General features: G+C 69.3%; 14 protein-coding genes. 4 read left to right on the top strand and 10 right to left on the bottom strand.

All coding sequences use genetic code 11. The annotated features are described in order from the left end of the window. Positions 1-183: 183 nt before the first annotated feature. The 5 genes from QSK31_RS22610 to QSK31_RS22590 form a co-directional block, all read right to left on the bottom strand. On the bottom strand, positions 184-951 hold the full coding sequence (locus QSK31_RS22610; protein WP_285686280.1) for an ATP-grasp domain-containing protein: 768 nt from the start codon (positions 949-951) through the stop codon (positions 184-186). 158 nt (positions 952-1,109) lie between these two features. Next, positions 1,110-1,385 carry a ubiquitin-like protein Pup gene (locus tag QSK31_RS22605; RefSeq protein WP_285686279.1) on the bottom strand — a complete coding sequence of 92 codons (276 nt, stop codon included), beginning with the start codon at positions 1,383-1,385 and terminating at the stop codon, positions 1,110-1,112. Positions 1,386-1,478: 93 nt separating this feature from the next. Continuing rightward, positions 1,479-2,579 carry a helix-turn-helix transcriptional regulator gene (locus QSK31_RS22600; RefSeq protein WP_285686278.1) on the bottom strand — a complete coding sequence of 367 codons (1,101 nt, stop codon included), beginning with the start codon at positions 2,577-2,579 and terminating at the stop codon, positions 1,479-1,481. 104 nt (positions 2,580-2,683) lie between these two features. Continuing rightward, positions 2,684-3,496 carry a helix-turn-helix transcriptional regulator gene (locus QSK31_RS22595; RefSeq protein WP_285686277.1) on the bottom strand — a complete coding sequence of 271 codons (813 nt, stop codon included), beginning with the start codon at positions 3,494-3,496 and terminating at the stop codon, positions 2,684-2,686. A gap of 38 nt (positions 3,497-3,534) precedes the next feature. Next, positions 3,535-6,423: an AfsR/SARP family transcriptional regulator gene (locus QSK31_RS22590; RefSeq protein WP_285686276.1), complete on the bottom strand. Its 2,889-nt coding sequence runs from the start codon at positions 6,421-6,423 to the stop codon at positions 3,535-3,537. 70 nt (positions 6,424-6,493) lie between these two features. On the opposite strand from QSK31_RS22590, the gene QSK31_RS22585 reads away from it, so the two are divergent. Continuing rightward, positions 6,494-7,111 carry a helix-turn-helix transcriptional regulator gene (locus QSK31_RS22585; protein ID WP_285686275.1) on the top strand — a complete coding sequence of 206 codons (618 nt, stop codon included), beginning with the start codon at positions 6,494-6,496 and terminating at the stop codon, positions 7,109-7,111. A gap of 3 nt (positions 7,112-7,114) precedes the next feature. On the opposite strand, the gene QSK31_RS22580 is transcribed toward QSK31_RS22585, so the two are convergent. The 3 genes from QSK31_RS22580 to QSK31_RS22570 all read right to left on the bottom strand — a co-directional run bounded on the left by QSK31_RS22580 (position 7,115) and on the right by QSK31_RS22570 (position 10,548). Next, complete coding sequence (locus tag QSK31_RS22580; protein WP_285686274.1) at positions 7,115-7,969, bottom strand: alpha/beta fold hydrolase; 855 nt, start codon at positions 7,967-7,969, stop codon at positions 7,115-7,117. Between the two features lie 19 nt (positions 7,970-7,988). Further along, positions 7,989-9,374, bottom strand: a complete 1,386-nt coding sequence (locus QSK31_RS22575) for a DHA2 family efflux MFS transporter permease subunit (protein ID WP_285686273.1) — start codon at positions 9,372-9,374, stop codon at positions 7,989-7,991. Positions 9,375-9,540: 166 nt separating this feature from the next. Next, entirely contained in the window at positions 9,541-10,548 is a 1,008-nt protein-coding gene (locus tag QSK31_RS22570) for an acyl-CoA dehydrogenase family protein (RefSeq protein ID WP_285686272.1), read from the bottom strand. A 248-nt stretch (positions 10,549-10,796) separates the two neighbouring features. Between QSK31_RS22570 and QSK31_RS22565 the strand changes: the two genes are divergently transcribed. From QSK31_RS22565 to QSK31_RS22555, 3 genes are read left to right on the top strand one after another with little or no spacing between them, the layout of a single operon-like run. Continuing rightward, a complete protein-coding gene (locus QSK31_RS22565; RefSeq protein ID WP_285686271.1) occupies positions 10,797-11,696 on the top strand; it encodes an MBL fold metallo-hydrolase in 900 nt (299 codons plus the stop codon). A 1-nt stretch (position 11,697) separates the two neighbouring features. Next, positions 11,698-12,093 (top strand): nuclear transport factor 2 family protein, encoded by a 396-nt coding sequence (locus tag QSK31_RS22560; RefSeq protein WP_285686270.1) that lies wholly within the window; start codon positions 11,698-11,700, stop codon positions 12,091-12,093. 35 nt (positions 12,094-12,128) lie between these two features. Beyond that, a complete protein-coding gene (locus QSK31_RS22555) occupies positions 12,129-13,013 on the top strand; it encodes an AraC family transcriptional regulator (protein ID WP_285686269.1) in 885 nt (294 codons plus the stop codon). A gap of 20 nt (positions 13,014-13,033) precedes the next feature. Here the strand turns inward: QSK31_RS22555 and QSK31_RS22550 are convergent, their stop codons facing one another. Together QSK31_RS22550 and QSK31_RS22545 are read right to left on the bottom strand one after the other, a co-directional pair. Beyond that, positions 13,034-13,681, bottom strand: coding sequence for a sigma-70 family RNA polymerase sigma factor (locus QSK31_RS22550; RefSeq protein ID WP_285686268.1), 648 nt, complete (start codon positions 13,679-13,681; stop codon positions 13,034-13,036). A gap of 305 nt (positions 13,682-13,986) precedes the next feature. Further along, positions 13,987-14,628: a hemerythrin domain-containing protein gene (locus tag QSK31_RS22545; protein ID WP_285686267.1), complete on the bottom strand. Its 642-nt coding sequence runs from the start codon at positions 14,626-14,628 to the stop codon at positions 13,987-13,989. Positions 14,629-14,648 lie beyond the last annotated feature (20 nt).

Genomic DNA, 14,648 nt, shown 5'->3' with positions numbered 1-14,648 from the left:
CTACATCTGGCGCCGCTGGACGCAGACCTGACGTAGTGGATGCCACTCCGGTTCACGGTGTGAGTCGAGTCATGCCGGCTCCGCAGAGCCGCGGTCGGTGGAACCCTCAGCCGGACGCCGACGCCTTGGGCTTACGGCGGCAGCGGCAGCGGCAGCACAGACGGCTCGGCCGGGGCCCGGGACCTACCCCAGGAGAGGCTGATCGGTACGCGTCGTCTCAGCCAGAAACCGGGCGTACGCGGTGCTGACACCCTCCACGTAAAGACCGGCGCCGGCGAGCGGGCCGGCGGAGATGTCCACCACCTGCCATTGTGCTGTGGTCCAGTTTCTGATCAGGTGCACGGCGGCTAGGTCGTACTTCATCGCTCGTGCGGCGGCAACGGCGAGTTCGGCGGCCGATTCCGGAACCTCGTCGAGCGGGAGGGAAGGCGCTCCTTCCCATCGAGGCCGGCGGAGCAGATCGCTCTCCTCGGCCTCGTCGAGTTCCTGCGCCGCCCGGACTCGGCCGCCGAAGACCACGAGCCGGTGATGAGCATCGGCCGGCACCAGTTCCTGCGCCAGCAGGCGCACCTGTTCCCGAGCGGCCCGGCGGACGGCCTCGTCGAAGGTGCTCGCATCGCCGACCACCGTCCTTGACCGGCCCGCCCCTCCGGCCACGGACTTGAGAACGAACGGCAGATCGAACGATTCGGCCAGCTCCGGAAACGCGTTCCGCAGACGGGCGTGCGGAAGGTAGGTGGTCGCGGGCACTGGAATGTCACGATTCGCCATTCGCACGTATTTGTACAACTTCGTCGGCGCATCCAGCATGTCGACGTTGACTCCCCGGACACCTTGCGAGTTCAGGTAGTCGGCCACGGAGTTCAGCAGGTTCGTGGCGCCTCGCGGATAGGACAGCATGTGAACGGAGGCGAACTCACGCAGATCTCGTCCTTCCATGATCTCCGTCATGCGCACGGACCCGGTGATCACCTGGATGGCGATGTCCTCGATGCTGCGGAACGAGACATGCCGGACCGCCAGGCGCAGTTGATCCTCGAAGTCCGCGTCGAGACCGAGCCCGAAACTTCCCAGGAGCAGGACCGGCTCGGAGGCCGGTCGGCCGTCCACTACTGCCCGCCCTTCTGCACGAACCCGGCGACCGCCCTCGCGATCGCCTTCTCCACCTCAGGGTCAGTCATCTTCTTGTCGGCATCGATGCCCAGGTGATCACGCATCAACTGGTCGGCCTCGTCGAGAACATCGTCGATGTCGTCGACCAGCGCCTGGGCCCGCTCCGACGCTTCCTCCGCGGTGGAGCTGGGGTCGTTCGGCGCCTCCGCCGTCGGCTCCGCCGCGTCGCTGCCCTGTCCCGCCTTGCCACGATGCTGCTGCTCGCTGGACACCTCTTACCTCCAGATTTCGGCCGGCTGCCCCTGACAACGGCAGCCGGCCGGGTCCGGTTCAAAAAAGGAGGTTGCGGTGAACGCGGATCCCAGTCACCACTCGACCTGGTCGACAGTCTCGTGCGCCGTGTCCCGGTGGTTCTCGGTGAACAGGGTGGCGACCAGCTCGCCCCGGCTGGTCACGCCGACCTTCACAAAGATGGTCTTGAGGTAGTCCCGCACCGTGTGCGGCGACAGGAAGAGCTCGACAGCGATCTCGTGACTGGAGAGCCCCCGCGCCACCGCCCGGGTGACCTGCTGCTCGCGCGGCGTGAGGGCATAGGCCGCTGCCATGATCGGCGCGATCTGTTCCGACCGCGCCGGCTCCACGGTCACCGCGGTCGGCCCGGGTGAGCCGTCCGGTCCGTGCAGGTGCGAGGCGCGCAGGGAGATCCAGCGACCGGCCGCTGACCGCAGGCGGGTGGCGGCCGGTCCGCGGTCCCGGCCCCGCAGGACCGCGGTGGCTCGTGCCGTGACCGCGCGCACGGGTGTCATGGCGGCCGGAAAGGCCTGCCAGCCCCCGCCGCCGATCTCCTCGAACAGTCGTCCGGCCTGGGCGTCGAACGACATCAGGGCGCCTCGATCGTCGAACAGCGCCGTGCCGGCGCCGCCGATCGCCGCCGGCTCACGCCGCGCGGCCGCGAAGGCGCGCAGCGCTCGCGCCACCATCGGCGCGATCTGCTGGATCTGCTCCCGTTCACGCTTCGAGAAGGGGGTGCGCACCCGATCCCGATACAGGTCGAGGACGCCCCAGGTCGTATTCCCGAGCCGGAAGGCGGCCCGCAGCTCATCGCCGTAACCCTGCGGGGCCAGGTATTCGCGATAGCGCGCGCTGTCGGCCGGCCGGTCGCCGGTGACGTCGAACAGGGTCGCCACGCCTTGCGAACTGCGGGCCACGTCCCGGAACAGCAGAGCGTCCTCCACCAGGTACTCCCGTTCCCAGTAGGTGGCGCAGACACCGCGCTCGACGTTCTCCACCCGCGCGGCGCCGGCGGCCAGCAGGGTGGCCGGATCGGTGGCGAACCAGGCGGCTCCGTCGAACGGGACCAGTTCGCGCAGCTGATCGGAGACAGCCTCGAACAGGGCCAGCTCGGAGGCGGCACCCTCGCACGCCCGGATCAGCGCATCAACCCGGTGCCCACGCACGACGTTCATGACGGTCATGATCCGAGTGTCGGCCGCCTGCTTCGTAACGAAAGCTTTTTGCCCATTCAGGCGCACATCCGGGGCCACGCGGCGCCGGCGCCGCGCCCTTCAACTCAGTCGAGTCGCAGGTCCTGCAGGCGTTCGCTCGTGGGGGTGCCGAGCTTCGGGCGCAGCATCAGCACACGATGCCCGGACGACATGCTGACCACCATGTCGAAGTACAACTCCAGCCGCCCCACCGCACCATGATCGATCGTCAGCGACATCGGCTCGAACCGGCCGACCGGCGTCGTCGCCCAGAGCCGCGCGAATTCGTCGTCGGCCGCGGCCAGGTCGGCCGCCAGCCGGCCGAGGGTGTCGTCGGCACCGTGCCAGGCCACCAGCGCCCGGAGTTCGGCGACCAGCGCCCGGCCGACCGCCGCGCGCTGCTCGGGCGTACCCATCGATCGGGTCTTCTCGCTCGTGAACCAGTGCCACACCAGGTTGGACTGCCGGCCCGGCCGCCTCGTGCACCGGCCCAGCACCGCCTTGGAGAGCTGATTCTGCTCCACCACCGTCAGTTCCCGGTCGAGGACCCAGGCCGGCATCGCCGACAGCGCCTCCAGCAGAAACATCAGCCCGGGTTCGACGTAGCCCGATTCCGGTACGGCTCCGGCCAGTCCCGCCAGCCGGAAGAACGTGTCGATCTCCTCACGGTCCAGCCGCAGGACCCGGGCCAGGTCGCCGAGCATCTCCGCCGACGGCTGCAAGGTTCGCGAGCGTTCCAGACGCTCGTACCGGGCGGTCGAGATGCCGGCCAGGGCGGCCACCTCTTCCCGGCGCAACCCGGGCGTACGCCGCCGGCCCTCGACCGCGAGGCCGACATCAGCCGGCCGCAACGCTTCGCGCCGGATCCGCAAGAAGTTCGCCAGACCGTCGTGATCCATAAAGATCCTCCTCGGCCCGTATTGTCGGCGCGCCTCCGTCAGGTCGGCTCCGTACCCGCCTGAAGGTTTTCCGAAGGTGCCTCCAGTTGCCGGCACAACTCGTCGATGAGCTCGCTGACCGGGGTCGCCCGGCCGGCCTCCCATCGCGCGTCGAATTCCTCGGTGTCCAGAATCACGCGCAGCTGCTCGAGTCGTTTCTCCTGGTACCGGGCGAGCGGGGAGAAGAAGGCGGCACCGGACTTGCGGCGCAGCTCGTATCCGGCGGAGAGAACGGTCAGTTCCCGCCCCGGCCGGCCGAGATCGGCCAGGACCAGTGATGCGTAATGCAGCCCCATGGTGATGCTCCAGGTCATCGCGACCTGATTGAGGAGACGGAGCGCATCGCGCAGCCAGTGGGCGCCAGCGGTCGGACCCGAGAGGTTGCGGGCCGACTCCGCTCGGAGCAGCCAGGCGAAGGCGAGCACCTCCGGATCGCCGAGGTCCAGCACCAGCTTCTCCGCCTCGACGGCCAGCCGCGCCGTGCTCTCCCAGTCGCCGCGAAAGGACGTGACCAGGCCGAGCTGGGTGTTGGCCCACCCGAGCAGCCAGGGCGACTCCGCCTCCCGCGCGGCGTCCACAGCGTTGGCCAGGAACGTCTCGGCCCGGTCGAGATCGCCGGAGAGCGCTTCCGCGGTGGCAAGGCGGCGCATCACCAGGCCGTACCCGCGCACGTCACCGACGCGCCGGAACAGCTCCGCGGCCTCCTCGCCGGCGGCCGTGGCCGCCGGGAGGTCGTGCTGCAGCGAGGCCAGCGCCACCAGCCCGCTCAACGTCTTGGCCCGCCGGGCCGGCGATGACTCGCCACAGGCGTTCAAGGCGTGCTGCAGCCACCGGCGGCCCACCGCGTACTGCCCGGTGATGTGCCAGTAGGTGGTCAGGGCCGAGGCGATGCGCAGGGCCGTCTCCGCGTCGTCGTTGGCGACGGTCCACTCCATCGCGGTGCGGAACTGTTCCATCGTCGTGTCCAGCAAGTGCACTGTCCGGCCGCGTCCCCTGCCGAGGTAACCGCTGCTCAGCTCATCGGCCAGGCCGGCCACCAAGGCGGCGTGCCGGTCCCGGACGGAGGCCAGCTCACCGGTCTCGGCCAGCCGCTCCATCCCGTACGCGCGCAGTGTCTCCAGCATGCGGTACCGGCCCGACTCCCGGAGCAGCAACGACTTGTCGACCAGCGCGGCGATCAGCCGCGCGACGTGGACCGGCGCGTACCGATCGGCGCTGAGCTGCTCCGCCCAGGCCAGGTCGAAGCGGCCGGCGAACACGCTCAGCCGGTCGAGCAGGCGACGCTCGTCGGCACCGAGGAGCCGGTAGCTCCAGTCGATCACGGCGTGCAGCGTCCGGTGCCGAGGCTCGGCCGTCCGGTCGCCCTGACCGAGCAGCGCGAAGCGGTCGTCGAGGCGGTCGGCCATCTCGGTCACGGTGAACGCGTTGGCATGCGCGGCCGCCAGCTCGATCGCCAAGGGCAGGCCGTCCAGCTCCCGGCAGATGGTGGTCACGGCGCCCGCCGTCTCGGAGGTCAGCTCGAAGGCCGGATCCACGGCGACGGCTCGCGCGACGAACAACTGGGCCGCGGCACTCGGCCGGACGGCCTCCGGCGTATCCGCACCGGCCTCGGGAAGGGCCAGGCCGATCAGCGGCAACAGGACCTCACCAGTCACCCCGAGCCGTTCCCGGCTGGTGGCCAGGATGCGAAATCCCGGGCAGGCGGCGAGGAGCCAGACGGCGAAACCCGCGACCGTGTCCACCAAGTGCTCGCAGTTGTCCAGGATCAGCAGACCGCGGCTGTCACTCAGATGCTCCTCGATCAGGTCCTCGCGGGGCCGGGTGCCGTGCGACGGGAGCCCGAGCGCGTCACCGACAGCGTCGGCCAGCAGATCCGGCTGGGCCAGCGCGACCAGTTCGACCAGCCAGACCGGGCAGTCGTCGTCCTCGCCGACCTGCGCCGCGGCCTCGATGGCGAGCCGGCTTTTACCGGCCCCGCCGATGCCGGTCACGGTCACCAGCCGGTGCGATCCGAGCAGCTCGCGAACCGTCGCCAGCTCCGGATCGCGGCCGACGAAACTGGTCAGGGACCGTGACCGCAGCGGTGACCGGGGTGCGGGCCCGGCCGGTGCTCGCGGCGTCAACGCCGGGTCACGCCGCAGAATCTGCTGGTGTAGGCCTTGTAACGGCGTGCCCGGCTCGACGCCGAGCTGCTCGGTCAGCTGGCGGCGGGCCGCGGCGAAGGTAGCGATGGCGTCGCCGACCTGACCGGAGCGATACCGGGCCAGCATGAGCTGAGCCCAGAGGCCTTCGTTGAGCGGATGCTGAGCCACCAGCGCAACCAGCTCGGCGGTCACCTCCTGATGCCGGTCGACGGCCATGAAGGCGTCGATCCGAGCCTCGACCGCCCGCATCCGCAACTCGTCCAGCCGCGCGATCTCGGCGGCGGCCTCGGGCAGTTGGGCCAATTCGGGCAGCGCTGGGCCCCGCCACAGGGCGAGTGCCTCACTGAGCTGCTCAGCCGCCTCGGCGGGCCGATCTGCCGCGGCGGCGGACAGGCCACCGGCGACCATCCGCTCGAAGCGCTGCGCGTCGAGGGCGTCCTCCGCGACCCGGAGCAGATAACCGGCGCTGTGCGTCTCGAAATCGGGCACCGGCCCGCCACTGACCTTGCGCATCGCCAAGCGGATCTCGGAGATCCGGCCGTACATCAGGTCCTTGGATCGAGGCCGAGGCTGCTCCCACAGCGACTCGGCCAGCCGGTCGGCCGAGACGACGGTGTTGGGCCGGACCAGCAACGCCGCCAGCAACGCACGATGACGGGGCCCGCCGACCGAGAAGACAACGCCGCCGAACGACGTCTCCAAGGGCCCGAGGACGCGGTACTCGAAGCGTCCGTCCAGAGCCATGGGACCAGAGGCTATCAGTGCCGGGCCCGCCTGAAGGTTCTCCGAAGGCGGCCTCGTCACGATGACCGATGTGGAGCAAGTACGTGTCGACCTGCTGACCTCGGATCCGCTCAGCGCCGCGGGCATCGCCGCCTTTGCAACGATCCGTCCGGAAATCGCCGTGCTGGGCGAGCACGAGCGCACCAAGGCCGACGTCCGTATTGCCTGCTGCGCCGGCCTGACCACCGACGTGGCCGCCTCGCTGCGCCGGCTCGCATCCGACGGCTGCCCGGTCGTCCTGATCACCGACGTGATCAGCGACGGTGACGTGCTCACCGCGCTCGAGTGCCGGGTGGTCGCGATCCTGTCTCGCACCGGGGTGACCGCCGAGCGCCTGGTGGACCTGACGGTCGCCGTCTCCCGCAACGGCCCCGCCATGCCGCCCGGTCTGGTCAACGACCTTCTGACCCAGATCGAGCGCGTACGGCGTGACGTGCACCCGGACAACAGTTCCGTCCCGGCCCTCACCAGGACGGAACTCGACGTGCTACGCCTGACCGCCGCCGGTGACAGCCCACACGAGATCGCCGGGCGGATCCGGATATCCACGAGCGCGGTCAAGGCCGTCAGCCAGAGGATGATCCAGCGACTCGAGCTGCGCAATCGGTCACACGCCGTGGCGTATGCGTTGCACAACGGCCTGATCTGAGATCTACGCCTTCAGGAAACCGACGACCATGTCCACCACGGCCAGGTCGCGCAGGATCCGGAGATGGCCTCGGCCGGCCGTGGACCGCAGCTCGGCGCCGGGCCACGCCTCGGCGATCTCCACGCCGTCGGAGTACGGATTTCGCCGATCCTCCTTGTCGTGCACCACCATCAACGGTGGGAGGTCCGTCCGCCCGGCCGCCGCGTCCGCGACGTGGAAGTCCGTGAGCGGCCGGCCGGACCGTTGCTCCAGCAGCCGATGAAAGCCGGCGTCGATCCGGTCGCCGAAGCCCAGCGCCGGCCGGAGCTGAGCGGTGTAGTGGAGCAGGTTGCCCATCGGCGCGATGAGCACCAGCCGCTCGGTGACAAGACCGTCCAGCACCGCCCGGGCCGCGCTGGACCCGCCGGCCGAGTGGCCGATGATGCCGTACGCCGGCCCGGACCGCTCGATCACGGCGGTCAGCGCGTCGATGAACTCGGGCAGCAACGATCGCCGGCCGCCTTGCGGTCCGGATGCGGAGTCGCCGTGTCCCGCGGCGTCGAAGGCGACCACCCGGTAGCCGGCACTCACCAGCGCCGGGACGAACGCGTCGAAGTCCCGGCGGGCGCGGCCCCAGCCGTGCATCAGGAAGACCGCGGGACCCTCGCCCCACTCCTCGGCCAGCACGGTGCCGCCATTGACCGGCACGGTGTAGCTGCGGCCTCCGGAGACGCCGAGGGCGGGCAGGGAGGTGTGCGCGGGGCTGAGCCACAGCCGCGTCGCGAGGACGCTGCCCGGCCCGGGAGCCACCCGCTCGAGCGCGCCGAACGCCGTCCGCATCAGGACGGTCGTCACCTTCTGGAACGGTGTCGTGGCCATGGTGTTACCTCGTTTTCGACTACTGCTGCGGACGGCGGATGAACAGTGCGGTGACCGCACCGAGGAGACAGACGACGATCGTGGCCGTCCAACCGCTCTGGAAGGCGTCGACCGTCTCGGCCCGGGTGTGCGGCGAGCCGATGACACTGACCAGCAGCGCGACCCCGACGACCGCTCCGACCTGGCGCCCGGTGTTGAGGATGCCGGAACCGGTGGCCAGCCGGTCCGGCGGCAGCGCGCTGCTGCCCACGGCCATGAGGGTCGGCAGGGCGAGGCCGACACCGATCCCGACCAGGATCAGGCCGGGCAGGAGATCGGCCGCGTAGCGCGGTGTCTGACCGACGTTGAGGATCCAGAGCGCCAAACCGCCGGCCAGCGCGACGTTGCCCACGGCAGCGATCGGGCCGGCGCCGAATCGGCGCACCAGCGGGCCGGCGGCGATCGCGAGGAGGGGCACCATGAGCGGACCGGGGGCCAGTGCCAGGCCGGCCCGCAGAGCCGAGTACCCCCAGCCGTTCTGCGCCCACAGCGCGACCGACAGGACCATGGCCGAGAAGGCCACCGAGAACAACAGCATGGCGATCGTGGCGGGACCGAACTGCGGGGTGCGGAGCAGCGGGAGCTCGACGACCGGCGACGGATGGCGCGCCGATCGGATCAGGAACCAGGTGCCGAGCACGAGCGTGACGGCGAAGCTGCCGACCACCTGTGGCGAGGTCCAGCCCCAGTCGTTGGAACGCACCAGCCCGAGCGCGAGCGTGCCGACGGCGACCGTGAGAAGTGCGGCGCCCAGCAGGTCCGGTCGGACACCGGTCTTCTCTCCCCGAATCTCGGGGAGGACCCTCCGGCTCATCAGCAACGCCGCCACTCCCACCGGGACGTTGATGACGAAGATCCACCGCCAGTCGAGTTCGACCAGCAGGCCGCCGACCACCGGTCCGAGTGCGGCGGCGACCCCGCCGGACGCACTCCAGGCCCGCACCGCACCGGCCCGCCGTTCCAGTGGGGTGACGGCGAGGAGCAGGGCCAGCGAGGTCGGCAGCAGAGCCGCCGCACCGGCGGCCTGGACGACCCGCGCCGCGATCAGGAAGGCCACGCTGGGCGCCACCGCGCACAGCAGGGAGCCGACGGTGAAGACGACGATACCGGCGATGAAGCCCCGGCGGTGGCCACTCCGGTCGGCCAGGCGCCCGAAGACCACCAGCAACGCCGCGAAGGCGATCGCGTACGCGTTGAGCAGCCAGGACAGCGTCACGAGCGAGGTTCCGCCGAAGTCCCGGGCGATCTCCGGCATGGCGACGTTGACGACGAAGAGGTCAAGATTCGATACGAACACCGCCACCAGCACCGTGCCGAAAACGGCACTAGTGTTGACCGCCCGGGTTGCTTCAGTCTTGATTGTCACCGGCGCACGGTATCGGCGCGATCTTCGCCGCCGAGTCCGCCCAGTACGCGCGTACCAGGGGCGCGGGTCGAATCGTGAGGCTCTTGCGAGGCTGTCCCGCGCCGGGCCGGAGGCACCAAGGTCGCTGGCCGTGCCGCAGGCACAGCCAGCTCAAACCGCGCCGGCCTCAGGCGAGAGAGGCCATGTGGGACGCGAAGAACCGGTTGAGCAGTGGGTGCCGGCTGGCGACCGTCGCATCGCGCCAGAAGCGCTGCACCGGGTTCGACTCGGCGAAGCCGCCGAGGCCGTTCAGGTCGAGCATCTTGTCCAGTGCCGCGAGGCTGTCGGTGACGGCCTCGGCCAGCTGACCGCCGTGGGTTGCCGGCGGCTCGTCGACCGTACGAAGAATCTCCTCGATGAGGTTCTCGGACTTCTCCACCAGCCGGGTGACCTCGTCGAGCCAGGCTTGCGCGACTGGCGACTCGGTCAGCGGGGTGGGGGTCATGAAGACCTTCTTGCCCGATTCGAAAAGATTGTAGGTCCGATCGAGCGCACCGCGGGCACTGCCCACGACCGTGGCGAGCACGGTGAGCGCGTACTTCGTGAACTCGGCGCTCTGCAGGTCAGGGGGCGGTCCGAGGTGGTCGTGGGAAACCAGCACGTCCTCGAAGACGACGGTGTGGCTGCCGGTGCCGCGCATGCCGGCCACCCGCCAGGTGTCCTGGATCGTCACCTGGGCGGCTTCGATGTGGGCCATCATCGCCTGGGGCGGCTGGTCGCCGGGTTGTTCGAGAAGCACGCCGAAGCTCATCCACGTCGCGTCCTCGGCTCCGGACACGTTCGCGGAGAGGCCGGAGATCCGGACGCCCCCCGGGGCCGGGACCGCACGGCCGATCGGCATGATGTTGCCGGCGGCGATCGCTCCGGGATCCGCCAGCAGTTTCGACCGCACCGGTTCGGGCAGGCCCTCGGCGAGCATCTTGTGGGTGGTCGAGGTGGCCACGATCCAGGCGGTCGACGGACACCCCCGCGCCAGATCCGCGATGGCGTGGGTCAGATCCGCGATAGATCCGTCGTACCCGCTGAACCCACCGGCCTGCCGAACCGCGTCGAGACTCGCAGCCGCCGGCCGCCGTTGAGTCTCGGTGAGGGCCGCGTTATCAGCAAGGATCCGAATTGTTGCGTTGTCAATCATGTTCGCCGAGGCTAGGGCGACCGATCCCGGCGAGCGAGGAGCCTGCCCTTTCGTACGCGGACAGAGGACTCGAACAAGCGTCGGTTGCCAGGACGGACTGCGCGCGTCGATCATCGCCGTCAGCGGGCCGCCACACTTTTTTAGCCGCTTGACGGTGAACCCAAGACAGCAGCCTCCTGAGACGATGAATTAATCGTGCGAGACGACTGAGCATTACACGTCTCATGACCCGAACGTACGGTCAAGGCATGAAGGAATTCAGTATCGGTGATGTCGACGTGTCTCGGGTGATCGAATGGAGCGGCCCCTTCGCCCCCGCCGGCATCCTGTTCCCCTCGGTGCCCGACGAGCTGTGGCGACAGCACGAGTCCTGGCTGGCACCGGATTTCCTGGACGCCTCGACGGGCGACTACCAGGCGAACTTTCAGACCTGGGTGTTGCGGAGCGACGGCCGCACGGTCCTGGTCGACACGGGTCTGGGCAACGACAAACGGCGTACGCATCCCCTGCTGGACGGGCGCGACGGTGACTTCCTCGCCCAGCTGGAGGCGCTCGGGGTGCAACCGGCGGACGTGGACCTGGTGGTCAACACCCACCTGCATGGCGACCACGTCGGGTGGAACACCCGTCTGGTCGACGGGGAGTGGGTTCCCACGTTCCCCAACGCGAAATACCTGATGAGTAAGGCCGACTACGACTACTGGAACCCCGCCAACGGCCATGGGCAGCGGTCGACGTTCGCGTCACCCACTGACAGCAAGGCCTCTTTCGAAGACAGCGTCCTTCCCGTCGTCCAGGCTGGTCAGGCGGTGCTCTGGGAGGGCGACAGCCACCGCATCGACGGCAACCTGTCGCTCGATCCGGCCCCCGGTCACACCCCGGGGTCAGCCGTGCTGCGACTCGAGTCCGGAACGGATCGGGCGTTGTTCGTCGGAGACATCGTGCACATCCCGCTTCAGATGATCGAGCCCGATCACGACACCTGTCTGAGCGAGGACCAGGCCGAGGCCGCCCGGTCCCGGCGACGCGTTCTCGAGCAGGCGGCCATGACCAACAGCCTGGTGGTGCCGGCGCACCTGGGTGCCGGAGGTGCCGCCGAGGTGACCCGCTCGAACGGGGCCTTCTCGATCAAGCGGTGGGCGAACTGATATGCGTTCCCTCGCTGAGACGTACTTCAGGGCCCTCCAGGAGAAGACACCGGAGCTCGTTGAGCCGCTGCTGGCCGACGACGTGGTCGAAGCCGTCCGGATGTCGCTGGACGGCAGCCTGGAGCCGTGGAACGTCTTCGACGGCAAGGCAGCGGTACTGGGCTACCTGAACTCGATCATGACCCGGTTCTCCACGGTCCGGATGGCGGATCTGGAGTTCTACACCGACGAGAGGGCCGGGGTGGTCTTCGCCGAAGGACGCGGCGAACTCGTGCGGGCGGACACCGGCAGGCCGTACAAAAATCTGTATGTTTTCAAGTTCTTGATCGTCGATGACAAGATCCGCCGCATCGACGCCTACGGGAATCCGATCGCCTACGCCAAGATGGCCGGCTGACCTCGACCGGGGAAGCGACGAGAAGGGATCTCGGCATGGACGTGCTCAGCGACGCGATCGCCGCCATGCGGACCGGCCGGCCCTACTCGTCGCTGACGGCGGCGGACGAGTCCTGGACGATGGACTTCGAGCCCTTCGACGGGGCCCGGTTCCACGTCGTCACCGCGGGCCGTTGCCGGGTGGTCCGGTCATCCGAGCCGGTCCTGACCTTGGGACCCGGGGACGCCGTCCTTTTCCCGCACGGCGAGGCACACATTCTCGAGAACGCCACCGACGAGGCGGCCCAGATCCTGTGCGGCGCCTACCGGCTCGACCAGGCTCGTCCGCACCCGCTCATCGAGGACCTTCCCGACGTGGTGAGCCTGCCCGCCGGCCCGGATCGGTACCCGGGTCTCCAGGCGTCGATCGACCTGCTGCGCACCGAACTCACCGAACAGTCGCCCGGCAAGGACGCCGTTCTGCCCGCGTTGCTCGACGTGCTCCTCGTACAGCTGATCCGTGCCTGGTTCAGCACACGGTCACAGCTTCAGGACACGGGTTGGTGTGTCGCCCTGGGTGATCAGGCGATCGCGCGATCGTTGCGTGCGATGCACGACGACCCGGCCGATCCGTGGACGGTCGCATCACTGGGCGCGCGGGCGGGCCTGTCCCGTGCCGCTTTCGCCCGCAGGTTCACCAGCCTGGTCGGGCTGCCTCCGCTCGGCTATCTGACCTGGTGGCGACTGACCACCGCGGCGAGCCTGCTCCGCACGACCGATGCTCCCCTGTCCGCTGTGGCGCGACGCAGCGGATACGGCTCCGCATACGCCTTCGCCAACGCCTTCAAACGCGAGTACGGCATCTCCGCCGGCGCGTACCGCCGGCAACGCCGCACCGACCACCAGCACATCAGCGAGCCGGGCCGGGTCAGTTCGCTGTAGGCATCACTCGCCGCGGCGGCTCAGGGTTTCCCGGAATCGTCCGCGTCGTTTCCGGGCTTGTCACCCGCGGGCCGGGGTGCGAAATCGAATCCGCGGCTGATCAGCGCCTCACGCAGCATCCGGACGGCGTTGAAGGTACGTGACTTGATGGTTCCGGCCGGGACATCGAGCACGTCAGCCGCCTCGGCCACGGAGAGATCCCGATAGTAGAGCTCGACCAGGGTGCTCCGCAGCCGTTCGGGCAGGGAGTCGAGCGCGGCCCGCACCTCCCGGGCATCGAGCAGCCGTCCGATGGCGTCGTGCGGGTCGATGTGCGCGTCGATGTGGTCGACCGGGACCTCCGGTGGCCGGATCTCGGCCGACCGGCGCTGATCGATGAAAATGTGTTTGGCCACTGTGAACAGCCACGGCCGGTTCCAATGTCCGTCGACGTTCCGTGCGTCCATGTTCCGCCAGGCCCGCACCATCGTCTCCTGCACGATGTCCTCGGCCCGCTGCACGTCACCACGGGTCAGCCGGGTGAGGTAGCTGAGCAGCACCGGCGCATGCATCTGCTGAAGATGGCGCAGGGCGGCGGCATCCGCGCCGGGCTCGCCGACCTGCCGCCCCGGCGGGACGTCCATCACGCGCGCCGTACCCGCACCGTTGTATTCCGGAGAGACTCGCACCAGCCAATGGTGGCAAGAGCTTTGCGGCCGTCCCTACAACGCGAGAGCCGAGAGGTTCAGACGCCCCGGTACCAAGTACCAATGAAGGGTCGGCTGTCACCCTTGGCAGTGACCGAAGTCGGCGAACGGCATTGCTGGCAGGTCTGAAAAACCCCTGCTGAAAGGCCGGCGGAGGCCGTTCTCGCCCACTGCGCACATCACGATCGAACGTGGTGCTTCCCGAGCTACGACGGGCGGGCGCACGACGCGGTTCACGACAGATCGAGAAACTTGCGGCCCGGCAAACCTCGTGACAAGCGTCTTGGTCAGGCGTTCATCGTCCGCTCGGCGGCCGGCTGAAGGCTCTCGATCGTGACGCGGGCCTGCTCGCGCAGGAAAGGCAGGACTTCGGCCGCGCCCGGCGGCATGTTCGCGGCGACGACGGCGAGCTCGTCGGGGGTTCCCACGCGGTCGAAGAAGCCGATGTTGAGATGGGGGGCCACGGGCGGCGCCGACGCGATCACCTCCCGGGAGAACTCGGCCCATTCCTCATCGGACATGTGCGCCGCCAGGGCGGGGAACAGCACGGCCTCTTCGTGCTCGAGGTGCACGTGGACAAGGTCGCGCACCTCCCCCGCCGCCGAGGCCAGCCTGCTCCGGTCCTGCATCGGCGCGTCCGCGAGCTCGTCCAAGGCGGCATCCAGCGCGTCGTGCTCCGGGTCGAGCGCCGTCAGCGCGGCGCCGATCGCCGGGTCGGCCTTCGCCAGCTGCGGCCACAGCACGTCGTCCTCACTCTCGTGGTGGTGCTCCAACGCCGCGACAAGGAAGTCACGCAACTCCTCCAGTGCCTCGGACGGGGAGTCCTCCCGCGATGCCGCCTCGGCCAGCAGAGAGGTCGCGGCTCGATGCATCTTGTGCAGCAGTCGCGTCTCGGCGATCGCCGCCGAGTCCGGCATGGTAGAGGTCATGACTACTCCTTGGTCACCTA

The organism is Actinoplanes sp. NBRC 103695, assembly GCF_030269485.1.
Classification (GTDB): Bacteria; Actinomycetota; Actinomycetes; order Mycobacteriales; family Micromonosporaceae; genus Actinoplanes.
The sequence above is the reverse complement of the archived record's forward strand: the minus strand, read 5'-3'. Positions and strand labels throughout refer to the sequence as shown.